The sequence below is a fragment of the uncultured Desulfovibrio sp. genome (assembly GCF_944327235.1).
In the GTDB taxonomy this organism is placed as follows: Bacteria; Desulfobacterota; Desulfovibrionia; order Desulfovibrionales; family Desulfovibrionaceae; genus Desulfovibrio.
Window position 1 is genome coordinate 1 of sequence record NZ_CALVHE010000002.1, and the last position, 14,970, is coordinate 14,970.

The 14,970-nt window shown below is 62.7% G+C and carries 13 protein-coding genes; 7 read left to right on the forward strand and 6 right to left on the reverse strand.

The window, feature by feature from the left end; genetic code table 11:
* Positions 1-71: 71 nt before the first annotated feature.
* The 4 genes from proC to Q0K00_RS00525 form a co-directional block, all read right to left on the reverse strand.
* Positions 72-869, reverse strand: coding sequence for a pyrroline-5-carboxylate reductase (gene proC / locus Q0K00_RS00510; RefSeq protein ID WP_297226607.1), 798 nt, complete (start codon positions 867-869; stop codon positions 72-74).
* A gap of 23 nt (positions 870-892) precedes the next feature.
* On the reverse strand, positions 893-2,251 hold the full coding sequence (locus tag Q0K00_RS00515) for a sodium-dependent transporter (RefSeq protein ID WP_297226608.1): 1,359 nt from the start codon (positions 2,249-2,251) through the stop codon (positions 893-895).
* A 70-nt stretch (positions 2,252-2,321) separates the two neighbouring features.
* Positions 2,322-3,806: a Na+/H+ antiporter NhaC gene (gene nhaC, locus Q0K00_RS00520; RefSeq protein WP_297226609.1), complete on the reverse strand. Its 1,485-nt coding sequence runs from the start codon at positions 3,804-3,806 to the stop codon at positions 2,322-2,324.
* A gap of 82 nt (positions 3,807-3,888) precedes the next feature.
* Positions 3,889-5,109 carry a saccharopine dehydrogenase C-terminal domain-containing protein gene (locus Q0K00_RS00525; RefSeq protein ID WP_297226610.1) on the reverse strand — a complete coding sequence of 407 codons (1,221 nt, stop codon included), beginning with the start codon at positions 5,107-5,109 and terminating at the stop codon, positions 3,889-3,891.
* Positions 5,110-5,317: 208 nt separating this feature from the next.
* Here Q0K00_RS00525 and Q0K00_RS00530 point away from each other — a divergent pair, with 208 nt between their 5' ends.
* From Q0K00_RS00530 to Q0K00_RS00550, 5 genes are all read left to right on the forward strand, one after another.
* A complete protein-coding gene (locus Q0K00_RS00530) occupies positions 5,318-5,980 on the forward strand; it encodes a GntR family transcriptional regulator (protein WP_297226611.1) in 663 nt (220 codons plus the stop codon).
* 347 nt (positions 5,981-6,327) lie between these two features.
* On the forward strand, positions 6,328-6,885 hold the full coding sequence (locus Q0K00_RS00535; RefSeq protein ID WP_297226612.1) for a hypothetical protein: 558 nt from the start codon (positions 6,328-6,330) through the stop codon (positions 6,883-6,885).
* 40 nt (positions 6,886-6,925) lie between these two features.
* On the forward strand, positions 6,926-7,657 hold the full coding sequence (locus tag Q0K00_RS00540; protein WP_297226613.1) for a hypothetical protein: 732 nt from the start codon (positions 6,926-6,928) through the stop codon (positions 7,655-7,657).
* Between the two features lie 269 nt (positions 7,658-7,926).
* Positions 7,927-9,105, forward strand: coding sequence for a type VI immunity family protein (locus Q0K00_RS00545; protein ID WP_297226614.1), 1,179 nt, complete (start codon positions 7,927-7,929; stop codon positions 9,103-9,105).
* A gap of 40 nt (positions 9,106-9,145) precedes the next feature.
* On the forward strand, positions 9,146-9,949 hold the full coding sequence (locus Q0K00_RS00550) for a hypothetical protein (protein ID WP_297226615.1): 804 nt from the start codon (positions 9,146-9,148) through the stop codon (positions 9,947-9,949).
* A 640-nt stretch (positions 9,950-10,589) separates the two neighbouring features.
* Here Q0K00_RS00550 and Q0K00_RS00555 read toward each other — a convergent pair.
* Together Q0K00_RS00555 and Q0K00_RS00560 are read right to left on the reverse strand one after the other, a co-directional pair.
* Entirely contained in the window at positions 10,590-11,630 is a 1,041-nt protein-coding gene (locus Q0K00_RS00555; RefSeq protein ID WP_297226616.1) for a glycoside hydrolase family 99-like domain-containing protein, read from the reverse strand.
* 22 nt (positions 11,631-11,652) lie between these two features.
* Positions 11,653-12,327, reverse strand: coding sequence for a DUF721 domain-containing protein (locus tag Q0K00_RS00560; protein WP_297226617.1), 675 nt, complete (start codon positions 12,325-12,327; stop codon positions 11,653-11,655).
* A gap of 99 nt (positions 12,328-12,426) precedes the next feature.
* Here Q0K00_RS00560 and Q0K00_RS00565 point away from each other — a divergent pair, with 99 nt between their 5' ends.
* Both Q0K00_RS00565 and ahcY read left to right on the forward strand, forming a co-directional pair.
* Positions 12,427-13,365, forward strand: a complete 939-nt coding sequence (locus Q0K00_RS00565; RefSeq protein WP_297226618.1) for a metalloregulator ArsR/SmtB family transcription factor — start codon at positions 12,427-12,429, stop codon at positions 13,363-13,365.
* 27 nt (positions 13,366-13,392) lie between these two features.
* Positions 13,393-14,814 carry an adenosylhomocysteinase gene (gene ahcY, locus Q0K00_RS00570; protein ID WP_297226619.1) on the forward strand — a complete coding sequence of 474 codons (1,422 nt, stop codon included), beginning with the start codon at positions 13,393-13,395 and terminating at the stop codon, positions 14,812-14,814.
* Positions 14,815-14,970: the final 156 nt, after the last annotated feature.

The following is a 14,970-nucleotide window of genomic DNA, read 5'->3' on the forward strand; positions in this document are numbered from 1 at the left end:
TTGTTGGTTTGTCTGCTAACTTCCAACTTACCGAATGAGGAAAGGGTGAACAACCTATCGGAACACAACATCTAGGAGGACATCTCCAGCGCCCGGCGGTGTGTGGCCAGGACGGCGTCGATGATGGCCCCGCGTACGGCGCGCCTGTCCAGTTCGTTCACGCCGACGATGGACGAGCCGCCGGGGGAGCAGACGTTCATGCGCAGCTTGGCGTGGGGGATGTCGGGCGAGCCCTGCGCCAGCCGGACGCTGCCGAGGAACAGCTTTTCCACGAGCTGCTTGGCGTCCGCATAGGAAAATCCCAGACGCAGGCCGACTTCCACGAAAGATTCCAGCAGGTGGAAGACAAAGGCCGGGCCGCTGCCGATGAGCGCGGAGAATTCGGGGATCTGTTCCTCATGCAGCACGACCGTGGTGCTGATGGCGCTGAAAAGGGAGACGACGAGTTCCCTTTGCGCTTCGCTGAGGGCCGGATCGTCAAGGCAGAGCGCGCAGCAGCCTTCGCCCACCATGGCGGGCGTATTGGGCATGATGACCACGGCGGGGCAGGCGCCCGCGCTGTAGGTCTTGATGCGTTCCAGCGCCACCCCGGCCGCCAGGGAGACGAGCAGCTTGCCCTGCAGATGGGGCGCGATCTTCTCGATGACCCCCTGGACGTGCTGCGGCTTCACGGCGATGAGGATGATGTCCGCCTTGCGGGCCACGTCCACCTCGTCGGCGCAGGGTTCGAGACCGCAGCGTTGGTTCAGGGCCGTCAGGGCCTGCGGGCTGGGGTCGTAACCGATGATCTTCCAGTCCTTGAGCTGGGCCACGCCGCCAAGGATGGCTCCCCCCATGTTGCCGCAACCGATACTGCCAAATGTCGCCATGATCGTACTCCTTTTCCACAGAGCTAGAGGGATGCCCAGATCCCCAGCAGCAGGATGCCGCCTACCGCGCAGGGTACCGCGATCTGGACAGGGATTTGCCATTGCCGGGTAACACGCCAGCGTCCGGCGCCCTTGTTGGCCTCCCGACAAAAGGCGTCAAAGCCGAATCGCCAGGCCACAAAAACGCTCAGCAGCAAAGCGCCGGTGGGCATCATGAGTGATGTCACCAGATATTCCATGAAAACGAACAGGCTCTTGTCCCCTATGCGTATGCCCGCCAGCGGCGCATACCGGCCGTAGGAGAGCAGGGCGGGGAGGCAGAGCAGGGCCACGAGCAGAAGGACGCAGATCAGCGTGGTGGAGCGGCTCCCGCCCCAGGCTTCCTGTACGGTGCCCACCACGCCTTCCAGCAGGCCCAGACCGGAGGCGAAGCCCGAGATGATGAGCAGGAAGAAGAAGCAGATGCTGAAGAAGCGTCCACCTGTCACATTGGCAAAGATGGCGGGCATGGTCTCGAAGACGAGTCCGGTGCCTTCGGCCTGCGTCAGGCCGAAGGAATGCATGGCCGGGAAGATGACCAGTCCGGCCAGGAGGGCCACGGCCGTATTGATGGCGATGATGATCAGGGCATCGCCCACGATGTCGCTGCGTTCGTCCAGATAGCTGCCGAAGACGAAGGCCGTGGAGACGCCTATGCCGACCGCGAAGAAGGTATGTCCCAGCGCGTCGAGCGCCACCTGCACATCGATGCGTGAGAAATCGGGCCACAGCAGCCAGGCGACGCCCTGTGAAGCGCCGGGCAGACTGAGGGAACGCGCCGCCAGCACGAGCAGGAAGAGCAGCAGGAGCGGCATGAGGAAGGTGCAGCAGCGTTCAAGACCGCGCTTGAGCCCCAGACGGATGACCAGGCCCATGAGCAGGATGGCGGCGGCCGATGCGCAGAGCAGGGTGGGCATGTCGGAGGAGAGCTCCACGAACAGCGGCCCGAAGCGGGAGATGTCCGCCCCGTAGGCAAAGGCCCCGCCGAGGCTCTTGCAGAAATAGACGAGGATAAGGCCCAGGATGACCACATAATAGGACAGGATGCCGATACCTGAGGCCACGCCCAGATAGGACGCCAGCCGGAAGGGGCTGCGCTTCGGCGTCAGCGAGCGCAGGCCGAGCAGGATGCCGTGCCGCGTATGGCGGCCAAGCATGATCTCCGCGATGAACAACGGCACACCTATGCCGAGGGTCGTCAGCAGGTAGACCAGCAGGAAGGCCCCGCCCCCGTTCTTGCTCATCATATAGGGGAAACGCCAGATGGCTCCCAGCCCGACGGCAAAGCCCGCGGTTGTCATGATGAAGCCGATGCGGCTCCCCCATGCGGCACGTTCGTTCATGATGTCGCTCCTGCGGGGTGGGCGCGCCGCCGCAGAGGACGGCGCACCCTGTTGGAGGAGATTGCTATGATCAGGCCGCGACCCGCACACCGGCCGCCGCTTCACCGGGCAGGCTGGTGTCCAGCTTGGCTTCTTCGAGGCGGCGGCGGGCGTCCTCAGGCGTGATCTTGACGATGCCTATGCCCACGATGGCGCAGAAGAGGCCTATGAAGACGCTGGAAAGGTTGAACACCATCCACGGCACATAGTCGAAGGCGCTGACGCCGAGCACGCCGCTCATGTAGACGGCCCCGGACGCCCAGGGGATGGCGCCGTCAAGCATGGTGGCCGAGTCCTCGAGGGCGCGGGAGAGGTTCTTGGGATGCAGACAGCGCTTGAGGTAGGATTCCTTGAACAGCGCGCCGGGGATGAGGATGCCCATGTAAGCGGAGCCGGTCGAGAAGCAGAGCACCACACAGGAGAGGAGCGTCGTGACGATCAGGCCGCCGTCGGTGCGCACGCGCTTGAGCATCCGCTGCAGCACGACGGTGAGCATCCCGCTGCCGTGCATGATGCCGCCGAAGGCCATGGCCACGCAGAGCATACCCATGTTCTCGAGCACGCCCATCATGCCGCCGCGGTTGAGGAGGCCCTGTACCGCCGCGGAAGGCGTGGCAAGATAATCGGTCATGCTGATCTTGAAGCCCGTCGTGGTGGCAAGGATGCCCCAGCGCAGATCGAAGCCCTGGATGAAGCAGCCCAGCGCCAGCGAGAAAAAGGTGGTCAGGACGATGGTCGGCAGGATGGGCCAGCGCAGCACGGAACCGGCGATGAGCAGCAGCGGCGGGATGACGAGCAGGATGTTCAGGTCATAGATCTCGGTGAGCTGGTTCATGAAGTCCTGCACCTGCGCGGGGGTGTGCAGATCGCCCGTGACCGTGGAGGAGGCAAAGAAGAAGATGATGCAGCAGAGGATGGTGCCGGGGATGGTCGTATGGAGCATGTGCCCTATATGTTCGTAGGTGGTCGCTCCGGCCACCGCGGGGGCAAGGTTGGTCGTATCCGAAAGCGGCGAAAGCTTGTCGCCCACATAACAGCCGCTGAGGGCCGCCCCGGCCACGGGAGCCAGAGGGATGCCCAGCCCCTGGGCGATGCCGATCATGGCGACGCCGATGGTCGCGGCCGAGCCCCACGAGGTGCCGGTGCAGACGGAAACGAGGGTACAGATGAGGAAGGCGCTCAGCAGCATGTAATGGGGATCGACGAGCTGCATCCCCCAGTACACCATGAAGGGGACCGTGCCGCAGAACATCCATGCCCCCACCATGCAGCCCACGCTGAAGATGATGAGCATACCGCCCATGGCCACATCGATCTTGGCGAGTATGGCTTCTTCCAGCGGCTGCCACGGACAGCGCAGGTACCATGCCGCGAATCCGGCGATGACGGCGGAGCTCAGGATGAGCGGCTCGATGCGATAGTCGAGGTACAGTCGCCCGACCATGAGAATCACGAACATGGCGAGCAGGGGGACAAGGGAGAGCATCAACGAGGGTTCTCTGCCGGGAGTATTCATATCGACCTCTTGAGCGTTGAAGATTCGTTGGTGATTCGGCCGGGGAGGAGGTCCGTCCCGCTTCCCGCAGGGGGCGGACGCATCAATCCTCCAGACGTGTGGCAATATGGATGTTGCGGCGCGCGAGCTCCGGACGGATAAGCGCAAGGGGGATGCGCATGGGCAGGATCAGGCCGCGTTCGTTCAGTTCCTCTCTGGCGATGAGCCCGGCGGCGATGGCCACCGTGAAGCCGACGAGCCGCTGCATGGAGGTCAGCCCGGCCGCCGGGTCCGCATAATCAATGATGGTATGGGTGATGCTCACGGGGCGTCCGGCCTTGCGCCCGCGCGCTTCGACGCGGATGTAGCCGATGTCCCTCTCGTCCTTCCGGTAACAGAACTGCGGCTGCGAGGTGAGCAGGGCGGTGCAGAACTCCAGCGGAGAGACGGGCGTCCCCTTGACCATGACTTCCTTTTCCTCAAGGAAGCCGCAGCGCACCATGATGTCCCAGAAAGCGCAGTGGCCGGGCTTGCGCGCCGAAAAGCGATTCATGTTGCGTACCTTGCCGAATATGCCGAACATCTCCGCGAAATTCTGGGAATTTCCGGCGTTGTAGCATTCCAGGTCGCAATCCAGCGTCTCGTCGTGGAGGATGTGGACGTTTTCCGGGGAGAACAGCTTGTCCGCCGGTACGGTGACGACGCTGCCGTCGACGATCTTCCGCGTTTCCCGGTTGTAGGAGACCAGCGTGCTGTGCGGCGACCACGAGAACTTGTAGGAAATGGGGTTGTCGCAGGCCGATGCTTCGGGGAAGCCCGCACCATAGGAATAGAAATGGTCGATCTCGTCCAGATGGGCGAGGGCATCCGCGCCAAGCACGAGGTCCAGACCGGGGTCCATGCCGCAGGCGATGAGCAGGGTGGCCCCGTTGCGGCGCGCCAGCTGGTCGATGTCCTCCATCTCCCGCTTGAGCTGCGCGAAGATGGTCGGATCGGTCATGGACTGTCCGATGTAATACATGCTGCTCACCAGATGCGTACCGGCCGCGGCCGCCAGTCGGCCGACCTTCATGGCGAAATCCACGGGCAGCAGTTCGATGACGATATCGTGCGCGGCGATGAGGTCCCGCAGGCTGTCCGTATCATTGGCGTCGACGGCGGTGGTGCGTACCCCCTGCGCCTCGTAGGCGGCGCGATCCGCCTCGAAGCGCGGTCCGAAGTCCGCTACGGTTATCGTGGTGAATGTCTTGTGCTCCAGCACGTCATGGAGCGCCCCCTTGCCTTGCAGGCCCATGCCGAGGATGAGCAGTTTCTTGGCGGACATGTGTCGACCTCCCTGAGACGGTTTGGAAAACCCTGAATGAATTTCTTTATAAATTTATTGATGCATTCATTAATCCATAAAATGGGTCTATCCCACGGCGCAGGCCTTGTCAAGACGGAAACGATCTTTCCGCGTCAGAAGGGGGAACTTTACACGGTCCACGCGGGCAGGTAAGCTGCCGCAAAGTGAAAGGGAGGCGGCGCATACCATGACTTGCAGGGAAAATGCCGAGCAGAAAGCCTACCGGCTCATCATCCATGACATCAAGACGAAGTACCAGCCCGGCGATTTCCTGCTGGAGCGGGATTTGGCCGAGCGTTTCGGCGTCAGTCGGACGCCCATCACCATAGCGCTGAATCGTCTGGTGGCCGACGGCGTCTTGCAGAAGCTGCCCAAGAAAGGCTGCTTCATCCCCAATCTGAACAGCGAGGATGCCCGCGATGCGTTCAGCGTGCGTATCCTTCTGGAGAGCGACGCGGCACGTCGTGCCGCCAGCGAGGCGCTCCCCGCCGACTTTTCCCGGCTGGAAGAAGTCCTTGCGGCCACGGAACAGGCCATAGACAGCGATGATTTCATGGGATTCACCTTTTGCGATGAAAATTTCCATCATGCGCTGGTCATGGCGGCACACAACTCCTATCTTTATGACGCCTGGGCAAGGATATATCTGCGCTGCAACCTCTACACACGCTTTTTTGACCGCATGTATACGCGCAAGACGCCCCTCAAGTCCGGGACGCTGGCGGAACATGCGGCCATCTGTGAGGCGCTCAGGGCGCGTGACGCCGCCTTGGGGAGCGAGCGCGTGGCGGCGCACTGCAGGGATGCGCTGACCTATGTGACGGGGCTGCCGCAAGAGGCGTCGGCCTGATCCACGGGCAGGAAATGGGCCTGCTCCGTGTGTCGGCCATCCCGCTCGGCTTCCTCTTTGACGGATCTTGTGGGTGCGGGCCCCCCGCGTCTTTTGTCGGAGCATGTTTCGGGCAGCAAGATCCATTGCGGTCTTGCGGTAGGGCCGGGGCAGCTTTCGTTTGAAGCGCGTGGCGTCTCAAATCATGCGGACGGTTGGTTCTCGAAAAATGGAGTTTTTTCAGTTGGTTGAGCAGTGTGACGCTGTGCCGCCGCCTCGTGTCCTGTTTTTTCAGTGGCAAGACGCTCTGGTCCCGGCCTTGCGGGAGCGTTCCACGCGAAACACTCTGGGAGAAAGGAGAAACGTCTATGGGAGATTACGCGACCTATCTGGTGCCGGAGCGCTGCCGCATCGACGCGCCGGAGCGGGAAGAGCTGGCGCGGCGTATGGTCGGCTGGCTGCAGGACAAGGGCTGGATCGAGCGGGAAAAGAGCGAGTGCGTGCTGAGCGGGGACGGCAACGGTTGGCGATTCACGCCGGAAGGTGCGCGCCATATGGCCGATGCGGACCATGAGGATTTGGTAACGTACGGTTTCTGTGTGGAGACGCATGAGACAAAAGGCGTCTTCACCAACTACGAAGGCGGGCTGGAATCCGCGCGTTGTCCGGTTTGCGGAGCCGAGATCGTCGAGGACTTTTATGATCTGGTGGAAGCATGGTACATGGCTGAAGACTGGCCGCCGGTCACCTGTCCTGTCTGCGGCAAAGCGTCCGACATTCGGACATTCATGCTTGAGCCGACATGGGGATTCAGCCAGATCGGTTTTGGATTCTGGAATCTTCATGAGGATCTGACGGAGGATTTTGTGGCCGAGTTCTCCGCCGTGCTGGGCGAGCCGGTGCGTGTCGTCGAGGTCGCGCTCTAACGGCATTTGTGGCGATCAGCCGGAAGTGAGGGGGAGACGTATGGGAGATTACGCCAACTATCTGGTGCCGGAGCGTTACCGCATCGACGCGCCCGAGCGGGGGGACATGGAACGGCGCATGATCGGCTGGATGCAGAAAAACGGCTGGCTCAAGCTGGGGAAAGAAAGCGATCATCCCAAGATACTCAGTAAAGGAGGCGGCTGGAGCGTGACCGCCAGTGGCTCTCGCCATATGCATCCACCGGCATACCACAAAGAGAAAGTGGACGGGTACGCCCAATGGATGCGGGCGCAGGGCGAACTCACTGGGCCTGCGGACCGTCCTCAGTTGACGCCCAAAGGTATGGCCAAGGTGTACGGCACGGGCGGGCCGGATGCCGTATCCCGCCCGTTTTCCGTGGAAGCCTGGCTGGAAGAGCAGGGGGTTTTCGGGGGCGTTGCGGTCGAGGTGATCGTGGAAGGCAAGGGCCTCTTTCCCTGCGACGGCGGCGAACCAGGTGAAGTGATCTGTCCCAAATGCGGCGCCGACGTCGTCGAGCATTTTATGGAGATGGTGGAGACGTGGTACTCGGCGGAAGGCTATCCGCCCGTTCCCTGCCCCGAATGCGGGGCCGCTTCCGAGATCCGAGACTACAAAATGGACATGCCCTGGGGCTTCAGCCAGATTAGCTTTGCCTTCTGGAATACTGTCGGGGACCTGTCGGAAGACTTTGTGGCCGAGTTCGCCGCCGAACTGGGGGAGCCTGTCCGCCGCGTCTATATCAAGATATAGAGTTTTTTTGTTGTGAAAATGCGCTGCCCGGCGGGAGTGCAGGCGACCGCCGAAAAGCGGACGCGCAATGCCTTTGCGCCGTCATCTGCCGGAGCAGGTCTGCTTCCCCGTCTTGAAGGAGCAACCGTTATGAATAGGGAATATGACAAGGAACAGCTGCGCGAGGCGCTGGACAACTTCCTTCTGGCAGTTCCAGGCCATGAACTTGCTTCAGGGCGGGGCGCCCTGACCTGCACCCTCTATTTCAGGAACGCGCGCACCTGCCGGAAGTGCAGGAGGCCGTCTGCAAGTGCGCCAAGGAATACATTGCCCTCATCGGCCAGGAGGCAAAAAGTGCCATCAGCGGCTCGCTCGCCCGTTTTCATCTGGCAAAGAACGGTAAAGTCACGCCCCCGAGGGTTTCCACCTTCCGCAATGCGCAGGAAAAGGGGCGACCGACCGCCCTGTACCGCGTGTTTTCCCATGCCTCCGGCGCGGAGTTCGACAGCCTGCCGCCCACGTTCTCGCTGTATATCTATATGCAGCTCAATCAGAAATACGTCTTTAGTCTCCCTATGGAATGCATGACAAGCGTTTTCAGCGCGGTCTTTGCGCCTTCCTTTTTCCTGCTGGACAGGAGTTTTGAGGAGTTCTCGGCCCTGGTGCATAAGTGGTGCGATGCCCTCCGCCCCCACAGCGGCGTCGCCGGCTGGGGGATCAGTACACACTGCAATGAGATGAATTCTCTTACCATGCACGGATCGCCCGCACGGGAGCTGCTGCGCTATCCCGGACTGGATTATCCGGCCCTCCCTTTTTTCCCTGAGGATACGGATACATTTGAAGAAGCCATCGCCAGCACCAACTGGCAGACCATCCTCTGCGATGAACTGGCGGAGCGCATCGGCGGAGAGGCGAGCCTGCGAGCCCTGGGCGAGGGCTACCCCCTCAGCTGCTATGACGGCGGCTACATCATCCAGGCCGGCCCCGAACCGGAGCTGGGCGATCGCGAACAGGGCGACTTCCTCCCCCAGTACGGCAAGGTCCACGATCTGCTCCGTCCTCTCTATCCGCCGCTGGAGGAGTTGGAATATCTCACATCGGACGTTTCTGATTATGATCCGCATACCTTCAAAAGAAATGGTGATGTTGACGCAGATGAGATGCTGGAAAACTTTTTTGAAAGCTGGATGGACCGTTACGCTCCCGACAACGTGATCATCCCTCCGCTTTTCCGCGTTCCCGACCCCGAAGAGGACGATGACGAGGACGATGACGAGGACCTGGAAGGCTGCCGTCAGGAACTTGCTGCCGAAGCCGAGCCGCCCCAGCCCCCGCAGGGCGATGAAGAGGCCACGCGGCGGATCGAAGAGGAATGGCGACAAAAAGCCGCCGCCCAGTCTGAGACGTTCCGCGCCGCGCTTGCCGCCGCAAAACGATGCCGCGAAAGCGACGGCAGGCCGGACTAGCTTCTTGCCCACGGCAGAGCTGCGGAAAAGGGGGCAGGGCATGAGACGGCATCTGCTTTGCGTCGTACTGGCGTTGTGCTGCTGGTGCGGTCAGGTACAGGCGGCGGATGGAGCGGGACAGCCCCCTCCTGTGGCGCGGGAGGAGTTGCGTCTCCTCAAGAAGTGGGGGCTTGCCTACTGTCTTTCTTCCTATGCCCATGCGGGGCGGCTTTCCACGCTGGCCGCGGATGCTGCCGAAAGCCTGTACGGCAGGGATGCGGCCCTGTTTGACGCACAGGTGGCAAGCCTCCGGGCCTTTTTTGCGGAGCGGGTCCGTGACCACATGCCCTGCAAGAATGGCGAAAACTGTTCCATCATCGGCTGCCTTGACGCCGTCGAACATCTGGACATGGCGTCCTTGCTGGACGAACCGCAGACGCCCGCCGCTTCTCGGGAGGCCGTCCGTCCGGCGGAAAGCGCGGCCGGGGAGGGCGGCGTCTGTCCGCGAGACGCGAGCGTGCCCCCGGCCCGTCGTGCCGCGCGGACCCAGCTCAAAAATTTCGCTCTGGCTTCCTGCCTCAGGACACATGCGACGAGCGACAAGGCGGACGCGGCCCGTGGGGCGACCGAGCGGGCGCGGGCGGCCTTTCGGGGCGATCTGGGCCTCCATGTCGTGGACGGACCGTATACACTGATGGAAAAGACCGTGGGGGCGCTGCGCTGCGAGGGCGGTAACGCGGTGCTTTGTTGCCTTGATGCGTTGGAAACGGAGACGTTCGACGCCCTGATCAGGGCGCAAGACAGCTACGCGCCCGAACCTTCCGCCGATACGCTGGAGGAGTTGCGCCGTGGCGGGCACTTGTGAGTCGGCCTCCTCGCGTTTGCCGGCTACGCGCAGCGTCGTGCGACCTTATGTCACGGCAACCCCGTCCCGCAAGGCAAGCCTTACGGGCATCGACAGCAGAGCGCGCCCGAAAGGCGGCCGTAGGCCGTGCCCGTTAGGGTCAGGACTCATTACGCTTTTTTTTGAGGGGGAAGAAACCCCTTTGCTTTGCTGTCGATGCCTGTAGGCTCCTTTGTCGCCTAACAGGCACGGCCCTGCGGCCCCCCCCTTTGGGTCGTTGCTCGCGGCAAAAAGGGGGGCTTCCCCCTCAAACTCCCCCATCTTCCCCAAAAACCGCTATTCGGGTAAGAGTAATTGGAAACGAAACACCTTATGTTATAAAATAAGTATTTATTTTGCAGTAAGTTATAAAAACATCTCCATCAAGGTATATTGCCTGATGATGAGTCCTGACTCTAGGGCCTGCTAACACAAATTTTGCAAACAATTTCAATAAATAAGCAAAACAGGCTGTATGCACGCCGCTTGCTTTTGGGACGAGAGTACCTCGTGTCTCTGACTCTTCCCCGGTAAAAGCGCGCTGGGGAAGGGATGGGGGGCTTGGGGGGAAGGGAAACCCGCTCCCGCGCTGGCGGAGGGGTTTCCCTTCCCCCCAAACGCGCTATGCTTGCGCTGACGGGCTCTGGGCCATAACGGACATGACCGCCCGCAGATAGGCGAATCCGTGGCGGGCATCAGGCTCGATATGGCAGCCCTCGCCCCATTCGTTCCAGGCGTTGATGAAGAGATATTGCAGGGCGGGCGGCAGGATGCGCTGGGTATAGGCGGCAAGGAAGGCCAGCGAGTCCCGGAAGAGCTCCGGCGAGGCCCCCACGCAGGCCAGCCCGTTGCGGCCGCGGCGCGGCGTGTTGTCCCAGCCGGGGAAAGTGGAGCGCAGCCGCAGATAGGGCGGGACCGGCTTGCTCCGCATGAACTGCAAGGTTCGGGCATAGTCCATGCGGCGCGGCTGTTCGTCCGGGCCGGAGATCTGATTCTCGGGCCGCCAGTCCGGCGCGAATTCCAGCATCCCGTCCAGCCCCCACTGTTCGGGATGAGAGGCCGCGTAGGCTTCCACCCCCAGCAGGAACACACCGGGGAATCCCCGCTTGTGCGCGGCCTCGCGCAGGGCATCGGCATAGATGCGGATATGCGGCAGGCGCTCCGGGGCCCAGAAGAGGAAGAGCGGCTTGCCTTCCACCGTCAGATGACGGGGATGCTCGAAATAGGGCAGCAGATCCTCCGCCAGCAGGGCGGCGTGCGCGGCGTCGTAGACCTGCGGCAAAAAGACGGCCTGCCTGCCTTCACGATTGTTGTACCAGCTGACATGCGCCCAGCAGAGGCAGAACTCGTTGCGGATGTCCCCGTTGCGGAGGATGATCTCCAGCGGCTTTTCCAGCAGCCGCCTGCCCGCGATATTGTAATAGTAATAGCAGAAGCCGGTGACGCCGAACTGATAGGCCAGCGCATGTTGGCGCACCAGAAAGTCCTCATCCAGCAGATCGTAGAAGCCGACAGAAGGATGCGGGAGCTGCGGCTGCTCATGTCCGACAAAGAGCGGACGGGCCGCGCGCACGTTGTCCCATTCCGTGAAGCCTTTGCCGTAGATGGCTTCATTTTCGGGGATGACGTGGTACTGGGGCAGATAGAAGGCAATGGCTTTCATGCGGGCCTCGGAGGAGGGGGCTTCAGATCGCGGGACGCGAAGCGCGGGAAAGCGCCACAAAGCGGGCATAGCAGCGCGCCACGACCGAATCGGCCCGCATGGCTTCCAGTGCGCTGCCGGTGAGCTGCGGCCGCTCCACAGCGGGCGGGGGCGGCGGGGGCGGCGGAGCGATGTTGTCCAGCTCCGTGCGCTGGAAACAGAGGCTCACCTTCACGGCCGCGAAGAACGGGCCTTCCATGAAGGCATTGACGCGCTCCAGGATCTCACCGGACTGGAGGTGCAGCTCCTGCATGAGCATGGCGTCCTCCGCGCCGATGAGCAGCGTGTCCTTGTGATGTCCCAGCGGCCGGGCCAGCGGGGCCAGTTCGGGGCCGAGCACCATCTCCCAGTGCCGCCAGAGCTGCACCAGCCGCAGGCGCACGGGGTCGCCTCCCATCCCGGCCAGCACGTCGGGCAAGAGGTCGCCCACGCCGCGGGCCACGGGCGGCGGCCGGTCAAAGGGCGTTTCCGCAGTGCGGTCGCGCCAGCGGCGGGAAAACAGACGACCGGACTGGTCCGATCGCTCGCGTGGCGATGCGGGCGGGAGCGCGCCCTGTCGCGGAGCGGCGTCCGGGCGGGCAGTGGCGCTTGATCCGTCTTTTCGGCGGGGCGGTGCGGAGGGCGTGTCGTCGCGCCGTCGGCGCGGGCTGCTCTTCATGCTGAACTGCTTACTTGACTATATGCGGATAGATTGATATTTGCATCAGGCAATCCTGATACAGATAGGCCAAAGCACGTCAACCCCGGCAAAAAACACATGTCCCTTGCCTTTTTCAAAGCTCTTTCCGACGAAACGCGCCTGCGGCTGATCCATATCTTGCTGCATTACGAGCTCTCGGTCAACGAGCTTGTACGCATCCTGGATATGGGCCAGTCCCGTGTCTCGCGCCATCTCAAGATCCTGACCGAGGCGGGCCTGCTCAGTTCCCGCCGGGACGGGCTCTGGGTGTTCTATGCGGCCACGCCCGTAGGTCAGGCCCATGATTTCCTGCAGGCCATCACGCCCTTCATGCCGGCGGATGCCGCCATGCGGGCCGACATGGGCATGGCCGCCCATATCCTGGAAGAGCGGGCCCGCAAGACCCGGCAATTCTTCAATGCCATTGCGGAAGACTGGGACGAGCTCAACCACGAAGTGCTTGGGGATTTCGACCTTCCCGGCCGTGTGGCGGCCGCAGTGCCGCAACAATGCCGCACCGCCGTGGACCTTGGTTGCGGGACCGGGGCCGTGCTGGCCCGGCTGTTGCCGAGGGCGGGAAACGTCATCGGCGTGGATGGTTCGGCGCGTATGCTGGAGATATGCCGCCGCCGTCTGGAAGGGGAAGGCGTGCCGGAGTCGCGCTACTCCCTGCGCATAGGCGAACTGGATCATCTGCCGCTGCGCGATCATGAGGCGGACTTCGCCTGCATCAATCTCGTGCTGCACCATCTTTCCGAACCGGCGGGCGCGCTTGCCGAGGCCCACCGTATCCTTGCCCCCGGCGGACGGCTCCTTGTGGCGGACTTCCTGCGCCATAACGACGAGACCATGCGCAGCCGCTACGGCGACCGCTGGCTGGGTTTTGCGCTGGAGACCCTGACGGAGCATCTGCAGAGCGCGGGCTTTGTCCTGACCGGCAACGAACAGAGCACCGTGGGACGGCATCTGCAGCTCGTGCTGCTGACGGCCGAGGCCCGCGCCGCTCGACCGATATAACCACATCATCCTTTTCCTGGAGGAATCATGACCCAACCCCTCGATCTTTCCCTTGCCTACAAGGTGGCCGACATGAGCCTTGCCGACTTCGGCAAGAAGGAGATGCAGCTTTCCGAGCGCGAGACCCCCGGCCTCATGGAGTGCATCCGCAAGTACGGCGACAGCAAACCCCTCAAGGGCCTGCGCGTCACCGGCTCCCTGCACATGACCATCCAGACGGCCATGCTCATCAAGACCCTGCACGCTCTGGGCGCCGACATCCGCTGGGCTTCCTGCAACATCTTCTCCACGCAGGACCATGCCGCCGCCGCCATCGTGGAGCAGGGCATGGCCAAGGTCTTCGCCTGGAAGGGCGAGAGCCTCGAAGAATACTGGTGGTGCACCGAAATGGCGCTGACCTGGCCTGACGGCAGCGGTCCGGACCTCATCGTGGACGACGGCGGCGACGCCACCCTGCTCATCCACAAGGGCGTGGAAGCCGAAAACGATCCCTCCATCCTTGAGCAGAAGGCCGACAGCAAGGAATTCCAGTGCGTGCTGGATCGCCTTGCCCTGCGCCTCAAGGAAGACCCGCAGCACTGGCACAAGGTGGCCGCTCGCATCAAGGGCGTCTCCGAGGAGACCACCACCGGCGTGCACCGTCTCTATCAGCTGGAAGCCGAAGGCAAGCTGCTCTTCCCGGCCATCAACGTCAACGACTCCGTGACCAAGTCCAAGTTCGACAACCTCTACGGCTGCCGCGAATCGCTGGCTGACGGCATCAAGCGCGCCACCGACGTGATGGTGGCCGGCAAGGTGGTCGTGGTCTGCGGGTACGGCGACGTGGGCAAGGGCTGCGCCCAGTCCATGCGCGGCCTCGGCGCGCGCGTGCTGGTGACGGAGATCGACCCCATCTGCGCCCTGCAGGCCGCCATGGAAGGCTATGAAGTGACCACCGTGGAAGACGCTCTGCCCATCGGGGACATCTACATCACGTGCACCGGCAATTACCACGTCATCACCGGCAAGCACATGGAAGGCATGAAGGACGAGGCCATCGTCTGCAACATCGGTCACTTCGACAATGAGATCGAGATGACCTATCTGGAAGACACCCCCGGCATCAGCAAGCTGAACATCAAGCCGCAGGTGGACAAGTGGACGCTCAAGTCCGGCCGCAGCATCATCGTGCTGGCCGAAGGCCGTCTGGTGAACCTCGGCTGCGCCACGGGCCATGCCAGCTTCGTCATGTCCAACAGCTTCACCAACCAGACGCTGGCCCAGATCAAGCTGGCCACCGAGACGCTGGAAAAGAAGGTCTACACCCTGCCCAAGGAACTGGACGAAGAAGTGGCCCGCCTGCACCTCGGCCGCCTCGGCGTCAAGCTGACCCGCCTGACGCAGGAACAGGCCGACTACATCGGCGTGAAGGTGGAAGGCCCCTACAAGTCTGAAAACTACCGTTACTAAGCCACAGTCCGCCGCTGGCGGCGGGTAGGATATCCGGGAAAGGCGTCCCCGCGCGGGGACGCCTTTCCCTTTTCCCGCGGCTGCCGTCCCGCAGGCGGGACTTGACGGAAGCGCCCGATGCGGGCAGCTTTATCCGGCCGTCCGCTGACGGGGCGG